Annotated in this window: 20 protein-coding genes; 9 read left to right on the top strand and 11 right to left on the bottom strand. The window is 62.8% G+C overall.

Annotated elements, in window-relative coordinates:
• Positions 1–167: 167 nt before the first annotated feature.
• Entirely contained in the window at positions 168–1,103 is a 936-nt protein-coding gene (locus E3O48_RS02010; protein ID WP_134537147.1) for a tyrosine-type recombinase/integrase, read from the top strand.
• 1,348 nt (positions 1,104–2,451) lie between these two features.
• Here E3O48_RS02010 and E3O48_RS02005 read toward each other — a convergent pair.
• From E3O48_RS02005 to E3O48_RS01990, 4 genes are all read right to left on the bottom strand, one after another.
• Positions 2,452–2,802, bottom strand: coding sequence for a GntR family transcriptional regulator (locus E3O48_RS02005; RefSeq protein WP_134537146.1), 351 nt, complete (start codon positions 2,800–2,802; stop codon positions 2,452–2,454).
• Positions 2,799–3,653, bottom strand: coding sequence for a hypothetical protein (locus tag E3O48_RS02000; protein WP_134537145.1), 855 nt, complete (start codon positions 3,651–3,653; stop codon positions 2,799–2,801). The genes E3O48_RS02005 and E3O48_RS02000 overlap by 4 nt, the downstream gene beginning before the upstream one ends.
• A gap of 381 nt (positions 3,654–4,034) precedes the next feature.
• Positions 4,035–4,547, bottom strand: a complete 513-nt coding sequence (locus E3O48_RS01995) for a hypothetical protein (protein ID WP_134537144.1) — start codon at positions 4,545–4,547, stop codon at positions 4,035–4,037.
• A gap of 200 nt (positions 4,548–4,747) precedes the next feature.
• Positions 4,748–5,917, bottom strand: a complete 1,170-nt coding sequence (locus E3O48_RS01990; protein WP_134537143.1) for an epoxide hydrolase family protein — start codon at positions 5,915–5,917, stop codon at positions 4,748–4,750.
• A 63-nt stretch (positions 5,918–5,980) separates the two neighbouring features.
• Between E3O48_RS01990 and E3O48_RS01985 the strand changes: the two genes are divergently transcribed.
• Positions 5,981–6,976: a YafY family protein gene (locus tag E3O48_RS01985; RefSeq protein WP_166788588.1), complete on the top strand. Its 996-nt coding sequence runs from the start codon at positions 5,981–5,983 to the stop codon at positions 6,974–6,976.
• A 74-nt stretch (positions 6,977–7,050) separates the two neighbouring features.
• Positions 7,051–7,695 carry a 2'-5' RNA ligase family protein gene (locus tag E3O48_RS01980; protein ID WP_166788587.1) on the top strand — a complete coding sequence of 215 codons (645 nt, stop codon included), beginning with the start codon at positions 7,051–7,053 and terminating at the stop codon, positions 7,693–7,695.
• A gap of 105 nt (positions 7,696–7,800) precedes the next feature.
• On the opposite strand, the gene E3O48_RS01975 is transcribed toward E3O48_RS01980, so the two are convergent.
• Both E3O48_RS01975 and E3O48_RS01970 read right to left on the bottom strand, forming a co-directional pair.
• Positions 7,801–8,280, bottom strand: a complete 480-nt coding sequence (locus tag E3O48_RS01975) for a GNAT family N-acetyltransferase (protein ID WP_206751280.1) — start codon at positions 8,278–8,280, stop codon at positions 7,801–7,803.
• 86 nt (positions 8,281–8,366) lie between these two features.
• The gene (locus E3O48_RS01970) at positions 8,367–8,978 is read right to left on the bottom strand and encodes a VOC family protein (protein ID WP_198413009.1); all 612 of its coding nucleotides are present in this window, start codon (positions 8,976–8,978) and stop codon (positions 8,367–8,369) included.
• Positions 8,979–9,014: 36 nt separating this feature from the next.
• Between E3O48_RS01970 and E3O48_RS01965 the strand changes: the two genes are divergently transcribed.
• Both E3O48_RS01965 and E3O48_RS01960 read left to right on the top strand, forming a co-directional pair.
• Positions 9,015–9,620 (top strand): GNAT family N-acetyltransferase, encoded by a 606-nt coding sequence (locus E3O48_RS01965; RefSeq protein ID WP_134508708.1) that lies wholly within the window; start codon positions 9,015–9,017, stop codon positions 9,618–9,620.
• A gap of 244 nt (positions 9,621–9,864) precedes the next feature.
• Positions 9,865–10,335, top strand: a complete 471-nt coding sequence (locus E3O48_RS01960) for an N-acetyltransferase (RefSeq protein ID WP_134508710.1) — start codon at positions 9,865–9,867, stop codon at positions 10,333–10,335.
• A gap of 126 nt (positions 10,336–10,461) precedes the next feature.
• On the opposite strand, the gene E3O48_RS01955 is transcribed toward E3O48_RS01960, so the two are convergent.
• Complete coding sequence (locus E3O48_RS01955; protein WP_134508712.1) at positions 10,462–10,809, bottom strand: type II toxin-antitoxin system PemK/MazF family toxin; 348 nt, start codon at positions 10,807–10,809, stop codon at positions 10,462–10,464.
• Positions 10,796–11,026, bottom strand: coding sequence for a ribbon-helix-helix domain-containing protein (locus tag E3O48_RS01950; RefSeq protein WP_134537140.1), 231 nt, complete (start codon positions 11,024–11,026; stop codon positions 10,796–10,798). The genes E3O48_RS01955 and E3O48_RS01950 overlap by 14 nt, the downstream gene beginning before the upstream one ends.
• Before the next feature lie 414 nt (positions 11,027–11,440).
• Between E3O48_RS01950 and E3O48_RS01945 the strand changes: the two genes are divergently transcribed.
• Positions 11,441–12,046 carry a helix-turn-helix domain-containing protein gene (locus E3O48_RS01945; protein ID WP_134508716.1) on the top strand — a complete coding sequence of 202 codons (606 nt, stop codon included), beginning with the start codon at positions 11,441–11,443 and terminating at the stop codon, positions 12,044–12,046.
• A complete protein-coding gene (locus E3O48_RS01940) occupies positions 12,043–12,585 on the top strand; it encodes a DUF6036 family nucleotidyltransferase (protein WP_134508718.1) in 543 nt (180 codons plus the stop codon). The genes E3O48_RS01945 and E3O48_RS01940 overlap by 4 nt, the downstream gene beginning before the upstream one ends.
• Positions 12,586–12,730: 145 nt before the next feature.
• Here E3O48_RS01940 and E3O48_RS01935 read toward each other — a convergent pair whose 3' ends face one another.
• Complete coding sequence (locus E3O48_RS01935; protein ID WP_134508720.1) at positions 12,731–13,783, bottom strand: SDR family oxidoreductase; 1,053 nt, start codon at positions 13,781–13,783, stop codon at positions 12,731–12,733.
• A gap of 96 nt (positions 13,784–13,879) precedes the next feature.
• Between E3O48_RS01935 and E3O48_RS01930 the strand changes: the two genes are divergently transcribed.
• Positions 13,880–14,194 carry a helix-turn-helix transcriptional regulator gene (locus tag E3O48_RS01930; RefSeq protein WP_134508722.1) on the top strand — a complete coding sequence of 105 codons (315 nt, stop codon included), beginning with the start codon at positions 13,880–13,882 and terminating at the stop codon, positions 14,192–14,194.
• A gap of 284 nt (positions 14,195–14,478) precedes the next feature.
• Here E3O48_RS01930 and E3O48_RS01925 read toward each other — a convergent pair whose 3' ends face one another.
• A complete protein-coding gene (locus E3O48_RS01925) occupies positions 14,479–16,236 on the bottom strand; it encodes an oleate hydratase (protein WP_134537139.1) in 1,758 nt (585 codons plus the stop codon).
• Between the two features lie 30 nt (positions 16,237–16,266).
• Positions 16,267–16,935: a TetR/AcrR family transcriptional regulator gene (locus E3O48_RS01920; RefSeq protein ID WP_134537138.1), complete on the bottom strand. Its 669-nt coding sequence runs from the start codon at positions 16,933–16,935 to the stop codon at positions 16,267–16,269.
• Between the two features lie 739 nt (positions 16,936–17,674).
• Between E3O48_RS01920 and E3O48_RS01915 the strand changes: the two genes are divergently transcribed.
• Positions 17,675–18,991: an FAD-dependent oxidoreductase gene (locus tag E3O48_RS01915; protein ID WP_134537137.1), complete on the top strand. Its 1,317-nt coding sequence runs from the start codon at positions 17,675–17,677 to the stop codon at positions 18,989–18,991.
• Positions 18,992–19,649 lie beyond the last annotated feature (658 nt).

The following is a 19,649-nucleotide window of genomic DNA, read 5'->3' as shown; positions in this document are numbered from 1 at the left end:
CGAAATCACTACGCGACAGGTGAGTCCCGGGATCTTCCGAGCGACCACACGCTTCCGCGACTGGGATGGTCAGTCGCGGAAGGTCACAGCGACTCGTTCGAGTCGTAATGCGGCACAGGCAGCGCTCAAAGTCGAACTGGCCGGGCGCATGCGCACCGGCGGCATAGGTGACGCTGAATGCGGGCTCGCCATTCCCGATGCTCGCCGACGCCTGGCTGGAGGACGTGATGCTCGACGTCGACCGTGCCCAAGGAACAAAGGACACCTACAAGCGGGAGTTGCGCGTGCTCGTGCTGCCCTTCTTCGAGCACTTCACCATTCGCGAAGTGACCGTCGGCCGGATCGAGCTGTTCCTGAAGAAGCAGCGTGAAAAGTCCTACACGCGAGCGAAGCACTCCCGCACGATCCTCAGCATGATCTTGGCGTTCGCGGTGCGACGGGAGATCATCGCGCGCAATCCCGTGAAGGAGACCTCGCGGATGAAGAAGCCCCCTCATACCCCGAAGGCGCTCACGACGGAGCAGATAGCCGCCATCCGCCTCGTTACCCACGACTGGCGCACGGCGGCGGGCACGATGGGACCACGCTCCGACGGGCAGGTGCGAGACATCATCGAGGTGATGCTCGGCACGGCGACGCGGATCGGGGAGGCACTGGCACATCGGCAATGCGATGTAGACATGGATGCCGACCCGCCGCGAGTGAACATCAGCGGCACCCTCGTCGTGCACAACGGCGCCGGTACTCTCCGTCAGGCGCACCCGAAGACTCACGAGTCGAACCGCGTCATTGCCGCACCGCAATTCGCGGCCGACGTGATTCGCCAGCGCTTGGCGCTCATTGATCCGGCGGACGCTGAGCACTTGCTGTTCTTTTCACGGAAAGGCACTCCACTCACGCCGTACAACGTCAGACGCACGTTTCGGGGCATCCTCCGGAACGCCGGCCTCGAGGGCATGGAAATCACCCCGCACTCCTTTCGTCGTGCCGGGGCGACGTTGCTCGCCAACGAGTTGGGCATCCAGGCTGCGGCCGACACATGCTTGGACACACCTCGACGTCGACGACGAAGGCTCACTACGCCGAGCCGGACCGCACGGTGAAGTCGGAGCCGGCGACGGTGCTGCAGCGGCTGGCGCCGCCCTCCTAGGAGACCCCAGACTCTCAAGACGCCCAACTCGGAGGCCGGTGACCAATTGGTCGGCCCGGTGTCGGCCAGGGCCGGTCGGGTGCCAAACTTTGGCTCGGATTCGGCTACACGCCTGTGTCTCCATCTGCACCGTCGACCTTGGTCTGTCTCAGTAAGGGAACCCCTGGCGGGACTGCTGCAGCACCTCTAGGACTGCCGCTTGTTTGCCCCGCGGACGCCTCGAATGAAGTTCACGACCGACAGGATGCCAACGATGAGTAAGAAGGTCGGAATCAGCACGCTAGGAAGTAGATGGCTGGCATCAAGTACATTCTGGGACGACCATTCAACGTAGGCCGTGACCCAACCTAGAAGGCCCAGAAAGATGCAGGCGAAGGAACCAAGCGTTACTACCGCTGCCTTCACGATCCGTTTTCGGTTCGGGTGCATTTCTCTCCTGACTTCCCATGACCATGAACGTAGGGCACATCCGCTGATCTTGGACAGTGCCAAGTTTGGGCCTGCTGAGTGCGTCAGCTGCGCGGGTCGTCTACGGTCGATACTCTTTCGCCGGCGGCGATGTTGGCAGGTCGCCGGGGGCCGCTCGGCCTCCGAAAGTCATGGTGGCGATCGAGGACAGCCCGGCACCGATGCCCTTGGCGAGGAAGGACAGGAATGCCCCCAGTATTTGCCATAGCCCGGCATAGCCACGTGACTGAGTCATGCGGTGCCCCGATCTCTAGGTCGTATGCATCTCGGCGTCGAGGCCTGCACGATCGCGCGGGCACCGCACGGCGCGTATTTGTCACGACCAAGTGAGGTTTCAGATGGCGGCGCCCACGAAACTTGGAACCCATCATATTGCTCGGGGTGCGCACTAGCATTGGCGCAGGGGGAACAACTTATGACGCAACGTCACCACTCTCGGGCACTTATGGGACTTTCGGCGATAGCCATCCTGCTTCTGGCCGGCTGTTCGAACTCAGCCGCACCAGTCCCTTCGACGACGTCAGCTATCAGTACTCCACTCGCTTCGACCGAGCCTGAAGAAGATTTGTCGGCGTGGCAGGTGGAGATGATCGCTTGCCTCGCCGATCAGGGCTGGGAAGCTGCCGGAGATGGCCAACATGGTTCGGTGAGTCCACGAGCTGACTTGACCGGTGATGATTCCGTTCAAGACGGTATGGCAGCGGAAGAGTGCATTGAGCGCCTCGCTCCTCCCAACTAGGTAAGCCGCCAGCCACGTCCCCATCGGGAGAACTTCTACCCGACCGCGGGAAAGTGCTCTCCAAACGATGAGCGATGTCCCCGAAGGGGGAACGTCACGTCGCTTCTGTTCGCCAGACTGCGCGGAGGATTGCGATGGTGTCTTCGAGGGTGACGAGTGCGCCTTCGCTTGCTTCCGCGAGTGCGCGGGCGTGCTCGATGACCGCCTGTGGCGCCCGGGATGCGCCAGGGGCCACGCGGGTGCCGGCGGCGGTGCGGGTGACGATGAGTCCGTCGCGTTCCAAAGATTTGTAGGCCTTTGCGGCTGTGGCCTGTGCGACGCTGAAATCTCGTGCGGTTTGTCGGACGGTTGGCAGGCGTTCGCCGTCACCGAGTTGTCCGGAGCGGATCGCTCCGCGGAAGAGCGCATCGATTTCATCCGCAGAGCTTGGCGTGGTCCCGGTCATCGCCGTGGTCCGTTGGTCGAGACTTCATGCTCCGGTGTTGCGAGGCGTGAGCGTCGTGTCGCGAGTGCGGCTCGGGCGGTGTCGACTGCAAGTCGGAGGAGGAACGCGACTCCGCCAGCCTGGAATGCATAGCCCAGGAGGTTCATGGGGCGGGCGATCGCGTCGTAGCCACCGGCTACGAGAATGCGCGGGTAGGACTGATTGTCGGAGACCCATTGCTCGTCTAATCCGACCAGAGCTTGCCCGGAGGAACCGGTGTGCATCCACACGGCTCCGAGCGTGGTGATGAGTCCACCGAGCAGGATGTACGTGAACAGTCGAGCGGTTAGTTCTCGTTCCGAGCGCGCGCTGGAGGCGGTCGATCGGGCAAACACGGGCCGGTTGGCGTCCGTGTGCAGCACGGCGAAAAAGACGGCGCAGGCCAGTGCGAGCGCCACGAGAGTGGCGAGATGGTTCGGCCATCCTGCCCCGGATAGGTAGCCGTACCCGCTGTTGAAGCTCATGTAGATCGGCAGGTCGGTGTAGTCGGGAACGTTTCCGAAAAACGGTCCGTCTGCAGGCGCCGTCCTGGCGATCGCAATCTGCCACGCTGCCGTCAGTGCGAGCAACGTCGCGGTGATTCCGGAGATCCAGAGCAAGGTACGAGACGCAAACGCATGCCACGGGCGGCGGGGAACAATTGAACGCTCTCCCGGCGCGGGAAGTGGCATCCGTCGAAGCGCTACGGCCGCCGCAGCCACCACGAGTGTCGCCGCGAATAGCGGAGCCGGCCTACGCCACCAACCGTCATACCCGGATGCGTCATAGGTCGACACGGCGATCGCGCTGACTGCCGTCGCGACGACAACCACGAGCAAGGAACCCGCCACTCCCGCCCAGGTGAGAGTGGCCGTGCGCCGCCCGGTCTGGGGGAGTGAAACCATGCGCCGGGGTCGAACCCACGACAGAGCGAAGAGGACCAGGCCGAAGGTGATGGCCACTTCCAGAGGTAGTAGATCTTGAACGGCGTGCACGAAGAGAAAGAGGAAGTTCATCTAGGCCCCCAGAAGATCGAATCCCTCGCGAGCATCGCGAGCATTGTGCTGTAAAAGTAGCACAAGATTGTGCTATCGAAACAGTGCAAGTAAGCGCGGGGGAATTCGTCCCCGATCGGCGAACCGTGAACGGACTTCGACGACGCGTCGAAAATGCGGAGCGATAGGAGTGATGGCTCGACGCGGTGGCGGGAACGGTTAGCGGTTCTTGATGCTGCTCAATTTGAATTGAATGATCCGCTCGACGTCGTCATAATCCGCGAGTTTCAAGACTTTGATCTCCACGTCATACCCGTCAATGATCCCTGTTGCCGAGCAGGCCGTGTACGCCCCGGTGAGCCCGGCCGGAAGCGGCGAAGTCTCGCAGTCACCTTCAACTTTCGCACCGCCAAGCGCTTCATCGCTGATCCGTTGTACATCGGCGGGAGTCACGTGCTGTTCAGTCCGGTAGGCGCGCCACATGCTGTCGCAAGGCACCGTGTAGCGAATGCAGAAGGGTCCGCCAGCCACGTTGTGGCCATCCTCGCTCCAGCTCGGATCGGGACGCATTTTGTCCGCGATGGCCACCATCGGTGCCGTGGCGATGTTGAACGCGACTTCCATTACGACGAATGGGGATGCCAGCACGACCAACGCAATGAGGGCGCCCGTCAGCCATTTCCGAAGCCGACTCCTCTTGCTCGGCTGGGAGCTATCCACGGGGAAGCCCATGTTCTTCTCCGTCTCTGCGTGAAGTTGCCTCGCAAGTTGAATCGTCGAAGAGTGTTCAACGTGTCGGGTGCAAAGCTATCGGTGCTCCCGCACCTCCGGGCACTCCCTCGTTTGGGGATATCGTTCGGGAGGCCGAGTACAGGAACCCTCTACACGACGCCCTATCGGTTAGTTGGGCTGCAGAAGTAGAGAGCCTTAGGCTAGTCCTTCTCCTTCAGTTGGTGCAGGAAGCCGCGGAGGTCATTGATGAGAAGTTCGGGCTCTTCGAGGGCGGCGAAGTGGCCGCCGTGATCTTCGAAGTCGTTCCATCGAACGATCGTATTCGCTTGGATGGATTGTGAGCGGATGCCGACGTCGTGCGCGAACTGGATAGCTGCGGTCGGCACTCCAGAGTTTGCTGGCGTGGCGCCCCAGGAATTTTGGGCGTAGCCGACGTAAGCGGACGAGCCGCCGCTGGCGGTGAACCAGTACAGCGAGGCGTTCGCCAGGATCCACTCGCGCCCGAGGATCTCATCAGGCAGGGTCTCGAGTGGCCAGGTCCAGGAACGGAACTTGTCGAGCATCCAGGCCAACTGGGCAACAGGCGAGTCGGCAAGGGCGACGCCGACGAGGCCCGGCCGGGTGGACTGGATGGAAATGTAGCCATACTCCTCGTTCATGAACCTGCGAACGCGCGCCATTCGGTCCTGATCGAGGGGGCTCATCGCGGCACGGTCGTCCTCACTGATATCGCCGGAGAAGCCCAGCGCTCCGTTGATGTGCACGCCGATCACGCGTTTAGGGGCGACGCGGGCGATTTCCGGGGAGATGACGGCGCCGAGGTCGCCGCCCTGCACCAAGAAGCGCCCGTAGCCGAGGCGGTCCATCAGCTCGACCCATGCCGCAGCGATGTGCGCGGTGGTCCAGCCTGCGCTGTTGAGCGGAGTGGAGAAGCCGAAGCCGGGCAGCGAGGGGATGATCAGATGCACGGCATCTGCCCTGTCTCCGCCGTAGGCCTCCGGGTCAGTGAGCGGTCCGATGAGGTGCAGGAACTCAAGGAACGATCCGGGCCAGCCATGGGTGAGGAGCACCGGCGTCGCATCCGGCACGGCAGAGCGAACATGGGCGAAGTGGATCCGCTGACCGTCGATGACCGTCATGAACTGCGGGACCTCGTTCAGACGCGCCTCGAAGGCCCGCCAATCGAAATCCTCGGCCCAGTCGGTGACCAGATCCTGGAGGTAGCCGCTGGGGATTCCCGTGTCCCAATCGTTTCCAGGCAGCGGGGCAGGTATCCGAGTCGTACGAAGGCGGGAGGTGAGGTCGTCGATGTCTGCCTGCGGGATGTCGACGCGGAAGGAAGTGATCGTGCTGTCGTGTGTGGTGTCCATGAGCGCACTCTCGCAGGCAAGGCGGACAGGTCTTGTCCTGCTATTTACGGGATGATGGTTTCTATGTGGGATACGCCCGGGCGGCTGCTGCGACTACTGGCGCTCCTGCAGCGGCGGCGCGACTGGAACGCGGAGCAACTCGCCGAAGAGCTTGACGTGACGCCACGCACCGTGCGGCGGGACATCGGCAGGCTGCGGGAGCTCGGCTACCCTGTCACGACCGTGCTGGGTGCCGGCGGCGGCTATCAGCTCGAGGCCGGGGCAACACTGCCGCCCCTCATGTTCGACACCGACGAAGCCATCGCCGTGATGGTCTCCCTCCGGGACATGGTCGCCAACACCGCCGGTACCGCCGAGGGCGCCTTGAGCGCGTTCGACAAACTGCACCGGGTCATGCCACCCCGGTTGCAGCCCGTCGTCGAGGCGTTCCTGGCTCACACCAGCAGCCTCGACCTGGGGACAGCAATCGGTCCATCGGCTGGACCGGTCAACATCACCACGCTCGTGCTCCTCGCGCGCGCCTGCCGCGACCGCCGACAACTCCTGTGCCAATACCGCCGCTACTCGGGCGAGATCGGAAACCGGCAACTCGAACCGCTACACCTCGTGCATACGATGGGCCACTGGTACCTCCTCGCCTACAGTCTCGAGTCCTCTGGATGGCGCACATTCCGCGTCGACCGGCTCAGCGAAACGCAGATCACGAACAAGCCCAGCTACCCGCGGCAACCGCCAGCCGAGGACCTGCACGAGTATGTGACAGCGCAACTAGCGGCCGGATGGCGGCAGGTCACAGGAACCGTGCGCGTGCACGCTCCGTGCGCACAGGTTGACGCCTGGATCAGACCGGCCTGGGGAACGGTCACCGAGGAGACCGCTAATACGTGCATTGTGAACGCGGGTGCCGACAGCTACCAGGCAATGGCCAGATGGCTGCTACTCATCGGCGCCCGTCTCACCATCCTGGAGCCAGCCGAGCTCCGCACCGCATTCACGGACCTGGCAGCCGAAATCGCCCGCATCGCCGACGACAACCCCGACGAGGAACGTGCCATCTGACGAACCGTCAGCGCATTCAGGCCGATCCTTTGCATACGCTGTCACTCGGGACTGATGTTTGGGGAAGGACCGTCATGCCGGCCGAGGCCAGGGAAGGCGCAATCGATCTACGAGACCATTGGTGGTGGCGCTCCGGCTGGGAGAGAGGGACTCGCTACTACACCTGGCATCTCACCTTTGAACATGAGCCCGCGCTGCAGCGGCTCGTCCTCGACTATCAAGAAGTCCTGAGCGGCTTCTCGTTTCTGGACCCTGTACCGATCGAATGGCTGCATCTAACCCTCGTCGGGGTAGGGAATGCAACGACTGTCAATGATCTGCACGTGCGCACGGTCATTGATCAGGTTCGAGGCGAGATCGCTGGGGGGCCACCGATCTCACTCACCTTCCAGGAACCAGTTGTTCTGCGGGAGGCGGTCTCGCTCATCGTCGAACCGACCGAATCCCTTTCGAGGCTGAGGGCAACGCTCCGCCACGCAGTGACTGGCTCCTTGGGAGCAGCGGCTCCACCTGAGGATGCCCGCTTTCCATTTGTCCCACACGTGACGATGGCCTACGTCAACGCTGACGCGGACGGACGGGGAGTCATACGTGCTCTGGAGCACAAGCCGGAGCGGGTCGCGGCCCGGGTCTCGCCGGTTCTCGCACTCATTGAGCTCCACCGTGACAACCGGCAATACGAGTGGCGAACCTTGGAGGAGATCCCGCTAGCGGATTAGAGGACATTGAGCTTCTGGGGCCCCACAGCGTGCCGTCGCGCAGCCGAACGTTAACCGGGCACCATCAACCAGCCAAGTCCTTCGCTGGGCGTCAGGAATCGGACGTCAGGCCAGTTCCTTCCGGAACCAGTGGTTAGCGTATGGGTCGGTATTGTGCGCTTCCCCTTCGATGTAGCCAAGGGACGCGTACAGGCTTCGCGCTTCGACGAGGTCCGTTCGTGTGTCCAACCGCAACGCATGGAGTCCGAATTCGAAGGATTTGCGTTCTAGTTCCTTCATGAGAAGGCGTCCCACGCCCCTACCCCGTGCCGCAGGTTCCACGAAGACTCTGGTCACCTCGCCGATGTCGCCGGGCCGTACCCGCATTCCTGCACAGCCGAGAACGGTGGCTCCTTGGCGGGCCAGCAGAAGGATGCCCAGTGGTGCGACCAGGTCATCACTGGGGTATCCGGCCTGGGCGTCCAGGGTCTCCTGTCGAGAGGCGGGTCGCCCGTAGTAGCGACTCACAAGCTCCTCGTAGTACCGACGTGACACGTCCTGGGCTTCAGCAGACGTCGGTGATGTCGCGGAGACAAGGATCGGCATCGTTGGAGTCATGCGATCCACAGTAGTTCTCGAGACACCCGACCAAGCGTGAGCTTGCTCCTACAGAGCGGCGTCAGGCTGCAGGGTTAAAGGGTGCCGGCCCCGGTAGGCCTGCGGCCCAGAGATGCTTGGAATCGGATCAAGTATCCATCCGGGTCCTGAACCAGGAACTGGGCTACGCCGGCCTCGGTCGTGCCAGTCCGGTACCACTTCGTCTCCGGTTCCATGAAGAGGGTCCAGCTCGCGGCGTCGAGAGCACTCAGCAGCGGTTGTATCGACGCCACAGTGATCTGGAAGTTGATCCCGCGGCCGAGAGGCGGTTCCAGAGGGGCAGGTATCCAGTTCCGTCCCGATCCTCTTTGTTCGAGCATGATGTGCGCCGTGCCGCTGGTGATGTAGGCAAACCCCTCGTCGGGGCGGTCGTAGAGCACCTCGAATCCGCACAGACGGCACCAGAAATCCAGGCTCGCCTCGAGAGAGGTGATCAGTAGCTCCGGGACCAGGCCGGGACCCGGCGTGCTGTCCGCGTCTGGCACGACTTCGGTTTGAAGCGAGACCTCTACCTCAGCGGACGTGGTCGATGCCGCAGGGACAAGGATCGGCGTTGGCATCATTCGGTCCACCTTACGCTCCGACCCACTGAGCGGATGTGTCGCGGCTTGATCCTCAAAACCGCCCGTGATCAGCGCCTCATTCAAGCTCAAAGAGTTTCCGAGGTGCCATAGCGTCAAAACATGGATCTCTCAGTATCGTGCACGCTCACAGGTCCGCTCGTGACCCTTGAACCGCTCTCGCTGGATCATGTGGGTGATTTGTGTGTGGCCGCGGACGAGGGTGAACTCTGGCGCGCTTGGTACACCGCGGTACCGCACCCCGAGTCGATGGCGGGAGAGATTGCCCGCCGGCTCCGTCTTCACGCACAGGGACTTGTCCTGCCCTGGGCCACCCGGCTTACATCAACAGGACGGATAGTCGGCATGACGACCTTCATGAATCCGAACGTCGATGCCCCGCGAGTGGAGATTGGATCGACCTGGCTGGCCAGAAGCGCTCAGGGCACCGGGGCGAATCGCGAGGCCAAGCTTTTGCAGCTGGGCTACGCCTTCGACGACTTGCACTGCATCGCGGTGGAATTTCGCACTCACTGGCACAACCGCATATCGAGAAAGGCGATAGCAGCATTGGGCGCGAAACAGGACGGAGTGCTACGCAGCCACTCCGTCGGACCAGACGGCGCGCTTCGGGACACCGTCGTATTCTCAAATATTCAGAGTGAGTGGCCGGCCGTTCGGGTTGGTCTCCGACACTCCCTGGCAACGGGCGGATTCTCCGCAGAATAGTTGCGCGATGGCAGAGACAGCCTCATGGGCTCAGATTCGTCTCCATCCCCGGACGATCCCCGGCACTCATTCTGCGAGAAGGGGGGAGCGGCTGCTGATGGCGTCCAGGGTTCGCAAGGGAACGCTAAGAGTGACAGATCTAGGCCAGGGCCTCATCCAATAGTTCATGCCCTCCGGCCCGTCCCCGCTCTGCTCTCGGAATCCGTCGGTGCAACTCGACGGCTCGGCCTGGAAGAATTGAGAGGTGACCGTAACCCTTCAGCGAATCTTGGCCAGCGAGTTCCCGACATGGATTGAGCAAAGCTGCGCGGAGTATGTCGGCGATTTACTTGCCCAGGGTCGATCACACGAGGAAGCTCGGCGCATAGCGGTCGAGAGCATGGCTCGTTCATTCCCGAAGAGTACTCAGAGCCCCGGCAATGAGGTCTTTCACGTTATGAACGAGGTTGGCACGGCAGTGGGATATCTGTGGATCGGGCAGGATGTCACCACCGATCCGGGGGCGTGGTGGGTCTGGGACGTTTTCATCAACGCTGACCAGCGTGGCCAGGGTCATGGGAGAACAACGATGCTGCTCGGCGAGGAATATGCACGCTCACACGGTGCGCGCTCTCTCGGCCTCAGCGTCTTCGGATTCAACACCGGTGCCAGGGGACTTTACGATTCCCTCGGCTACGAGACAACCTCGGTGAAGATGCTCAAGAAGCTCGAATGAGCCTTGTCTTCGCTATCGCTGGTTGGCGTCACCGCAGGGCGGCGCCGAGATGGATGCCCGTAGGTGGAACCCTCAGCGGGCACGCCAAAGTCCGGTAGCGGATCCCGCCGCGGAGCGGTGGGGTCGCTACAGCTGCAGGTGAAGACGTAATGCGTCGTCAAGTTGTTCCATGACATCCGCAGGGGCACGCCCGAGGATCGCGCCCAGCCGCTCGACGGCGATCGAGCGCACCTGCTCGGCCTGGGCCTTGGAGTCCTGAGGTAGCCCGGTCGCGCCGGCGGGCAACAGCGCCTGAAAAGGGAAGATCCGGTCAGTGTTGCTGGTGACGGGCACGACGGTGACCACTCCGCGGCCCAGCCGCGCCGCGATCGAATTCGCGCGATCGTTGCTGACGATTACGGCCGGACGTCGTTTGTCGGCCTCGCTCCCTCGCACCGGATCGAGATCCACGAGCCGGATCTCACCGCGCAGCATCGGCAATCCCGTCAGCCGCGGTCACGCTCCACACCGCGAGGTCACCCGAGGCTTCCCACTCGCTCCAGGCCGCCTCGTAATTCTGCTCCAGAGCGGGAAGCCGCAGCATGCGCACGGCGTGGTGCACTGCGGCCGACCTAGACGAGAGGCCGGCAGCGCGAGCATATTCATCGAGGACAGCAACATCCTCGTCTGGCAGACTAACACTGATTTTCATACCATAATACTACCGCGGTACTACCAAAACGGCGATAGGTGTTCCAGGTTGCTGTCGTCATCGCGCCACACGGCTATCAAGCCAAGTTCTTGCTATCCCAGAGCGGGCACAGGGCCTGCTGCCGATGCGTCGCAGGGGGAACCCCCTGTGCTTCTGCAGGGCGGGCGTACACTCGGCGGCAGGGCTGAACGGCGCCGTTCCGCGGCCGGCCGGCCATCCGCCGCGTTGGGCGGGTGGTTGTTCAGGCGGAAAGTTGTGCAGTCACCTGGATGGATCACCCAGTTGGACGCTGCGGGCTGACAGGAGGAAGGTGCACACCATGGACGCGGACGAGATCGTTCAGGAGGAGGAGCCTGGTCCAGTTGCCGCGGTCACGCGGTACCGCTGGCGAGCCTTGCCGGCACCCGCCTGGTCATGTCTCTAGTCGACGAGGTGCACGTCCCGGTTGGGATGGTCTGGGAAGACCTCCAGCGCCCTCGACCTTGTTGCAGTACAATGCAACACAGGAGGAATGAGATGTCGACAACGATTGCAGACACGCGCCGGTCAGTCGGGTGGACGGTTCGTGATCTCGCTGAGAATCTGGGTGTTGCTCCCAGTACGGTCACGCGGATGGAACAGTCCGAGCGGGACGACCGGATTCAGCTCGGAACGCTCAAGCGTGCCCTGGCTGTGATGGGGCGACGTCCCCGCGTGGAGGTCGTCAACACTCGTCGTGAAGAGAGGGTGACGATGGAACTGCATCGCACTCTCGCGAACAGGCTCAGGACCGATCCGCAGGCTGTGCTTGATGTGGTGCCGGACAACCTCGTTCGCCTTCGGGCTCGGCTCCGTTCCCCGATCGGGCAGAAGTGGGTTGATCGTTGGGCCGAGCTTGTGGATAGTCCCGTGGACCTACTCATCCTGGGCATGCTCGCGGACACTCCGGAGGGTCGGGAACTCCGACAGAACTCGCCGTTCGCTGGTGCCCTCACTCAAGGCGAGCGGGTCGCAGCAATCGAGCGGGCTAACCAAGAATGAAACGCAGGGAGCTCGAGGAGGCGATCCGGCACGCCACCAGGGTCACTGAGCAACGCGAGGTACTCGTCATTGGCAGCCAGGCCATCCTCGGTTCCTATGATGAGACGCAGCTGCCCGAACGGGCCACGCTCTCTGAAGAGGTCGACATTGCACCGATCACGGACGATGCGGACTACACCCTGGCTACGCTCATCGACGTCAACCTGGGGGAGTGGTCCCAGTTTCACATGGACCACGGCTTCTACGTGCAGGGTGTCAACGCTACGACCGCGGTGCTCCCGAATGGCTGGGAGACCCGCACCGTTCAGCTGGCACCAGACAGTCCCAACGGCGCACTGGCCCGATGCCTCGATCCACACGATCTGTGTGCCGCAAAGTTGGTTCGTGGTGATGAAAAGGACCTGGAGTTTGTGGACGCGCTAGTCGAAGCCGGGCTCATCGATCCCGTCTCCCTCGTTCGAATATGCAGCGAGTTCCCCGTCACCGATACCCGACGCAACATTACGATCCAGCGCGCGCAGGCCTTCCTCCGTGGATAGTTCGTCGTCGACCATGGTGCCGGGGAATTCGAGCCGGCGCCACACTCCGAAGCTGGGCAGCCGCAGCCGCATTCCGACCACCGTCCGCGTCAGTTCGGGGCATCGTCCGGGCAGGCGCTTTGGCTGCGGCGTTCCCGCCTTCCGCTTAGGGAATCAGTCGCTGGTCTCGGAGGCTCTGGAAGATTCTCAGGAACATTGCTTCGCTATCAACATAGGTGTGGAAGCCAGCACGTCTCGATTTTGAGGTGTCGGCAATGACGTCGTAATCCCACGCAAAGACGAAGTCGCCAAACTGCCAGGAGGACACATCAGAGTAGGGAGTCTTTGCCAGATCGTGCTTCGCAACCATTGCGTCCCAGAGGTCAGACTTGCCTGCCATCACGTCGCTCAGGCTCATCGGCAGCGGTGGCGCTACCTCGAGGTCGAAGAACGCTGCAATTTTCGGCCACATCGACGACCAGCGGAACATGTCCCCGTTAGTGATGTTGAAAGCTTGGTTCCTGCTACCGGGGCTCGTTGCCGCCCAGACCGTGGCTTCCGCCAGCAGCCCCGAGTCCGTCATCTCGATCAAGCTTGAGTAGGCCCCGGGCTTGCCCGGGAACCGAAACGGGACGCCGAGCTCTTTGCTGATCGAGGCGTACACCGCAAGCACCATGGCGAGGTTCATGGGGTTACCGAGCCCAATGCCGGCCACAACCGAGGGGCGCAATGCCGACCACGACCAAGCGGCGTCGGCCTGACGGCGCTCAAGGAACTGCTGCTGGTCAACGTTGAATTCCGGCGGCATGTGCGGCGGATCGTCCTCACGGGCCGGCGTCGAGAAGGGCCCCAGGTGAGCGCCATAGACCTTGTACCCCTGCATCAAACTGATGTGCTCCAGCTTCGGCGCCACGGGTTCGATCGCATCGACAACATTTGTGAGCATCGCCAAGTTCGGCGGCACCAGTTCCGCCCAACTCGCGCGATCCTGATAGGCGGCATAGAAGACATGGGTGACCTCAGTCAGGCTGGCGAGCTTCCCAGCGGTGTCGTCCTTGTCCAAAAGGTCAACGGCGATATGCCGAATCGATCCCTGACAAACCCCTCCCCGCCGAGAGAGTCCGATGATCGTCCAGCCTCCCACGCGATCGAGGTGCTCGATCAAGTTCCCGCCGATCACACCACGTGCTCCGACGACCAATGCAGTTCTCAGTGCCATGGTTCCTCTTTCATCGCAATAACGCAATTTACCGATATCAGGTCTACCACAGCATCGTGACATCGCGATATCACGATTTGACACTATGCTGGAGTCATGGAAGACCTCAGCGACGATCAACTGGTGAGCGCCTTCAAAGCGCTCGGCCACCCAACTCGCTTGGCAATCTTGGGCTGGCTCAAGGACGGCAACTCATTTCCGCCGCAGGATCGGCCAGCGGACGAGGTCGGAGTGTGCCTCAAGCACATTCAAGCGCGTGCAAACGTGTCACAGTCCACCGCTTCACAGTTCATGGCGACGCTGCAACGCGCAGATCTTGTGATCTGTACTCGTATCGGCCAGTTCTCGCACTACCGTCGTAACGAGCGGACCATTGCCAAACTCGGCGAGGCCATCGGCGGCGATATCTAGCCACATTGCCGCCCCGTTCACCGCAAGCCCCGAGCGAACCGGAACCACTATGGCGCTCTGATGTACGTCACCATGGCGGACGTCTACGGACGCAGATTTGGCCCCAATTCGCAGAGGGGACTCCGACGCCTCGGGGGAGTGGCGGTTGGGAAGGCTCGTCGGGCACTCGTACTTCCCCTGGTGCACCGAGAGCGACAGCTGACTGAGTGCATCAACCCGAAGCGCCCGCCCAACCACAAGGGGGCGGGCGCTTCACCTTGACACGCGACGGACATCACTCCGATTCAGGAGATGAGGCCGTACTCTGTGAGCATCTCGCTGATCTGGGTGTCGGCAATCCGCTTCATCACTTGCTGCTGGACCGGGCCCGGGATCTCGAGCTCCTTGCCGTCGCGAAGACGGCTGGTGGCGGCCAGTAGCTTGCGCACGTCGTAGGTGGAATTGACGACTTCTGGCACGCCGCGGTCGATGCCGAGGAGCTGGTAGGCCGCCTCCATTCCGGTGCGCACCGAATACTCGACAGTGAAGATTGTGTCGCGGGTTCCGGCTTCGGCGAACTGGCCGAGAAACGCGAAATTGACCGCGTCGGCCGGGACCACAGCGGGTCGGTCGCCTGCTTGTCGGGGCATAAAGAACGCCGTGATGTAGGGCATCATCACGGGCACGCATGTGGCGGCCTGCGCCGCGAGCTCGTCGATCTCGGCCACGGGAACGCCCATGTGGTAGAGCCACTCCTGGGTGATCTCCTCACCGGTGCACTCCTGCATGGTCTTCTTCACGTAGTCGCCAGGCTTGTCGACGAACAGCGAGTACACCCAGACGACGATCTGGTCCGGGGGCTGCTGCTTGAAGTGCGGCTGGCGGTTGACGGTCCAGCTCAGCAGCCAGGAGGAGTCCGTGGCGGTGACGATGCCGCCGGTGACCACCCTTCCGCTGAATGGATCGCGTTTGGCGATCTTCTCGATGTACGCAGGGATGCGCCGGTCCAACGTGGTGACCGTTGCCGACTCCCATTTGGTCTGCGGGATGTTCGAGCCGAAGACGTCCGGGTGCCCGAACGACGGGTCCTGTGCGGCTATGCGCCGCCACAGGTCCCAGGCCGGGGCCGGGCCCTGGTCAAGCTTTGCCGGTGTGTGCTGGTCCCCGTTGTCGGAGTTCTCGGTCAGTGAGCCGATAGTGGTGAGTACGAGGTCATCGTCGCCGAGATCGATGCCGCCGCTGACGCCCTCAGCGATCCAGTGGATGGCCGTGGCCGTCTTGCGGTCGGCCGTGATCGCGAAGTCGACGTCGGTGACCTCCGTGCCGAACCTGAACGTCACGCCCTGGTCGAGCAACCAACGGTACAAGGGCAGCACCAGTGACTCGTACTGGTTGTATTTCGTGAACTTCAGGGCCGTGAAGTCGGGCAGTCCGCCGATGAGGTGGATGAATCGGTGCAGGTACAGCTTCATCTCGAGGGCGGAGTGCCACTCCTCGAAGGCGAACATGGTTCGCCAATACATCCAGAAGGTCGTGGTGAGGAACTCCTCGCTGAAGACTTCGTTGATCCGCTTACCCTCCATCGACTCACGGGTGGCCAAGAAGACCTCGGTGAGTTCCTTTTGGGAGCTTTCGGAGAGATCGAAGCGGCCGCCGGTCCCGGCGTCCTGGCCCCGCTCGATCGTGGCCCGCTGGAGGGAGTAGTTCGGGTCGTCTTTGTTCAACCGGTAGAACTCATCGAGCACGGACAGGCCCTCGGTCTCGATCGAGGGGATCGAACGATACAGATCCCACAGGCACTCGAAGTGTTCTTCCATCTCCCGCCCGCCGCGGATGACGAAGCCCTTCTTCGGCTCTCGGATTCCGTCCAGGGCCCCGCCGGGGAGCGGGAGCCGCTCGAGGATGGTGATCTTTGACCCGTCCATCTGGCCGTCGCGAATCATGAAGGCCGCTGAGGCCATTGACGCCACGCCGGCTCCGATGAACCATGCGGTCTTGCGTTCGACGCCGTCGGGTTTGCGCGGGTGGACGAACGCTTCGTAATTGCTGCTGGAGTAGTACACGGTCCGGCTTCTCTCTCTGTGATTTCTGGATTACTGCTGTACGGTCGCGAGGAAGCCGCGCACGATCTGCGCGACCTGTCCCCGAAGTTCGTCGCTGGGATCTGCTGTGGGCTGCGCGCCCGTGGACGGCGCGGCGAGTATGAGTGAGAGCGCCGCGAAGATGGTGCGGGCGGCCCACCGCGCCTCTTGCGCAAGGACGTCCTCTTCGATGCCGCAGGCAGGAGTGCTCTCAACCAGCCGCGCAGCAATCGCTCGCTCGAGACGGGCGACCAGTTCCAGGCCCTCGGCCCGATACACCTCGGCTGCGGCGCCGAAAAGCAGCTCCCGCTGGTAGGCGACCATCGTGAACGGGTTTTGAAGGGAAATCATCAGGATGGGCCGGACCAGCGCGACGAGTGCCTCGACCGCGTCGAGGACGCCTGCCGATGCCCGATCACCGTCATCGATGGCCGCATTCATGTCTTGGTTGTAGACCATGAGCAGGAGCTCGTTCTTGGACGACGCGTACCGGAACACGGTGCCGGCGGCGACGTCGGCACGGTCGGCGATCTCCTGCGTACTCACGCCGTCGAAGCCGTGTTCAGCGAACAGGTTTGCTGCCGCCGCAAAGATCCGGCGACGCTTGTCGTCCATGTTGCGCTCGCGCCGACCCCCTGCGGTGCGGGTCGTTCCGCGCAAGCGATCGATTTGATCTGGCATGCCGCCTCCAATGAGTGGACTCATTAATGTATACGCTCATTTTTTTGGGAGTGCAAACGGTTCAACTCGATGCGGCGGCCGCGCCGAACCTGATCGCGTCAGGACAGGGGCCCAGGAGCCACCGCTGACCCGCCCGACGATGATCGCCACCAACAATGATGTCGACGAGAACACCAGCTTGCACAGAGCGGGCCTCGCCCGGGGTGAACTCGCCTGGTGGGCCGGCGGAAGACCATCGCCGACGCTCCGGATGACTGGCACGAACCTGCCCGCCGCGGGCCCAGACTTCCGGACTCGTACGCCAGGACACCCCTGAACCCGTCTCGCCCAACCCCTGGCTCTGGGCGGTTCCCCTCTGCCACCTCGACATCGACCCCGACGGGCGCCCGCCTCGGATTCGCCGTAGCACCCCAGTTCGAGGCAAATCGGGGTGCTACTGCCATCCGGGTCTAGGGTTTCATAAGCGGTCCACGCGTTCTCGCGGATGAGGGTCTGCGAGTGTGTCCGGGCTGACTTCCAGGTGTCTGCGTATGACATTGCGTTGCCGGGCGGGCGGGTGGGGAGGGAACGACTTCGGTTCGACGCCCCGGCGCCCTTTCGTCCAAATCGGGAGATAGTCGGAGGCGATCGAGGGACCGAGCCGCGAGGTCCGCCGTGAGCTCATGAACGGACGGTGTCCTTATCGGACCGACCACGACTCGAGTTCGTGCTGGCGTTTGCGGCTGACTGAGGAGGCAGAATGAGAGCGCACGATGTGGTTGTCGTTGGAGCCGGTCTTGCTGGGTTGAGCACTGCCCGGGACCTGATGAACGCCGGGTCCGATGTTGTTGTGTTGGAGGCTCGTGCGCGGCCCGGCGGGCGGGTCGAGCAAACCAGGACTGCCGATGGTCGCCTCGTTCAACTCGGCGGAGAGGTCGTGGGCGACTCGCACACGGCGTATCGAGGTCTGGTCGATGAGCTGGGGTTGCACCTCGGTCCGAGCTTCACCGATATCCCGGGCGAGTCGACCTGGCTGATGAACGACGGCCTGTCAGTGGGCAACACGGTGCCATGGCTATCGGCCGCCGAGCGGGGCAAGCACGACCGGATCGAGCAGCAGTTCACAGAGTTAGCGGCAACCGTGGATCCAGACAATCCCTGGGAGCATCCCGACGCTGTGGCCCTGGACCGCCTGTCAGTTGGCGATTGGTTGCGCTCTGAAGGTGCCACCCCCAACATCGTCCGCGCCATGGAAGTTCGCGCGATGGCCTTGGCGGACGACTCCGTCGAACGGCGGTCACTGCTCGGCGACCTTCGCAAGGAGGCAACGGCGGGCGCCCTCGGGTTCTACAACTACGACGCGTGGGAGAGCTTGAAAGTCGTCGAGGGCTCCGCCACCGTCGCACTTCTCATGGCCGCGCAACTGGCGCACCGCATTCACTACTCCAGTCCCGTAGCCGCCATCGACATCACCACGAACAGTGTCTCCGTGACCCTTCACACCGGTGAGCGCTTCACCGGGACCGATGTCGTCTGCTCCCTGCCGGCAGGGCCGCTTCGGGACGTTCGCATAACCGGTCTCAGCGCCCAACGCCTCGCATCGCTACACCGCCAACAACACGCCCCCGCCGCGAAGTTCGTGTCCGTATACGATTCCTCCTTCTGGGAGGAGAGCAACCAGAACGGCACCGGCTACTTTGAACACACCATCCTCGGCGGGACGTGGGTACAGAACAGGGGTATTCTCTCTGCACTCGTACCGGTCGGCAAGCTGGGCCCCTACTATGCCACGCCGCCAACGCTCCGTGAGAAGGCCCTAACCGCGGAACTGGGACTAGCCTACGGGCCGAGGGCGACAACCCCGACGGCCGTCTTCATGCGCAACTGGGGTGCGGATCCGTGGACGCAGGGTTACATCACAGCCTGGCGTCCCGGAGAAGTCACCGCCGTCGGTCCCCTTCATGGCACGCACGAACCTCCCTTCTGGGTGGTGGGCTCCGACCAATGGGTGTGCGGTTACATGGAAGGCGCCGTGCGCACCGGACGCGCAGCCGCCCGAGAGCTCATCGAAAGATGAAGTTTCGGTTCCAGGCTTGAGCGTCCCGTCTCGCCCTCAGCTCGAGACGGAGCATAACGTGTGGGTCGAAGTGCCCGTTGGTCGGACCCTGTGCGGACGGGATCGCACACAGGTCATGGCCGCTAGTGATCGCGCACCGAGGGGCATTGGGGAATCGCTGGTAGACCTTCCGTCTTTTCCCGTCATCCGTTTCAGTCGTCTAGTGCGGCTGGGACGAGATTCAAGAGAGGACTCTCAGGTTGTGATGCGTCCTCTCGACAACTTGGGTGATTGGCTCTTTCCGGCCGTGGAGACGTACTGCCCCTCGGCCCTGCTCGACTGGACGTCGCTAACGTAACCATCCGGGATGAGGGCGTGGGGGTTTGCGGTGGTTACACACGAACCGACGAGACGTGCCTGGCTGTTGGGAGTCGTGATGTACGCGTTCATGGTGTTCCTCAGATTCTTCGCCGGCGTCCAGGGCGCGAGAGTTCGGGGGTCAGTCGGGACGCAAGAGGTCCAGGGATTGCCCCTGTCAGTCCCAGCGCAATTGGCGGGGCATTGATGGGGCGTCGCGCGACTCTGGCGTGAACGTCATGTTGGGTTGATGCGCTGGTCCAAGGTGTGGCCGGTGCGGCAATCAGGCCACTAAATCGATCGGAGTCGATATATCGAGTCT

It is taken from the genome of Cryobacterium sp. HLT2-28, assembly GCF_004402495.1.
GTDB classification, from domain to species: Bacteria; Actinomycetota; Actinomycetes; order Actinomycetales; family Microbacteriaceae; genus Cryobacterium; species Cryobacterium mannosilyticum.
The sequence above is the reverse complement of the archived record's forward strand: the minus strand, read 5'-3'. Positions and strand labels throughout refer to the sequence as shown.

What these genes read in the sequence shown, in the direction of transcription:
- E3O48_RS01965 (WP_134508708.1), top strand. Translation starts at nt 9,015, where the DNA reads ATGGATCTCTCAGTATCGTGCACGCTCACAGGTCCGCTCGTGACCCTT.
- E3O48_RS01915 (WP_134537137.1), top strand. Translation starts at nt 17,675, where the DNA reads ATGAGAGCGCACGATGTGGTTGTCGTTGGAGCCGGTCTTGCTGGGTTG.
- E3O48_RS01990 (WP_134537143.1), bottom strand. Translation starts at nt 5,917, where the DNA reads ATGGACACCACACACGACAGCACGATCACTTCCTTCCGCGTCGACATC.
- E3O48_RS01920 (WP_134537138.1), bottom strand. Translation starts at nt 16,935, where the DNA reads ATGCCAGATCAAATCGATCGCTTGCGCGGAACGACCCGCACCGCAGGG.
- E3O48_RS02005 (WP_134537146.1), bottom strand. Translation starts at nt 2,802, where the DNA reads ATGACCGGGACCACGCCAAGCTCTGCGGATGAAATCGATGCGCTCTTC.
- E3O48_RS01985 (WP_166788588.1), top strand. Translation starts at nt 5,981, where the DNA reads ATGTGGGATACGCCCGGGCGGCTGCTGCGACTACTGGCGCTCCTGCAG.
- E3O48_RS01940 (WP_134508718.1), top strand. Translation starts at nt 12,043, where the DNA reads ATGAAACGCAGGGAGCTCGAGGAGGCGATCCGGCACGCCACCAGGGTC.
- E3O48_RS01955 (WP_134508712.1), bottom strand. Translation starts at nt 10,809, where the DNA reads ATGCTGCGCGGTGAGATCCGGCTCGTGGATCTCGATCCGGTGCGAGGG.
- E3O48_RS01950 (WP_134537140.1), bottom strand. Translation starts at nt 11,026, where the DNA reads ATGAAAATCAGTGTTAGTCTGCCAGACGAGGATGTTGCTGTCCTCGAT.
- E3O48_RS01935 (WP_134508720.1), bottom strand. Translation starts at nt 13,783, where the DNA reads ATGGCACTGAGAACTGCATTGGTCGTCGGAGCACGTGGTGTGATCGGC.
- E3O48_RS01995 (WP_134537144.1), bottom strand. Translation starts at nt 4,547, where the DNA reads ATGGGCTTCCCCGTGGATAGCTCCCAGCCGAGCAAGAGGAGTCGGCTT.
- E3O48_RS01975 (WP_206751280.1), bottom strand. Translation starts at nt 8,280, where the DNA reads ATGCCGATCCTTGTCTCCGCGACATCACCGACGTCTGCTGAAGCCCAG.
- E3O48_RS01980 (WP_166788587.1), top strand. Translation starts at nt 7,051, where the DNA reads ATGCCGGCCGAGGCCAGGGAAGGCGCAATCGATCTACGAGACCATTGG.
- E3O48_RS01945 (WP_134508716.1), top strand. Translation starts at nt 11,441, where the DNA reads ATGTCTCTAGTCGACGAGGTGCACGTCCCGGTTGGGATGGTCTGGGAA.
- E3O48_RS01930 (WP_134508722.1), top strand. Translation starts at nt 13,880, where the DNA reads ATGGAAGACCTCAGCGACGATCAACTGGTGAGCGCCTTCAAAGCGCTC.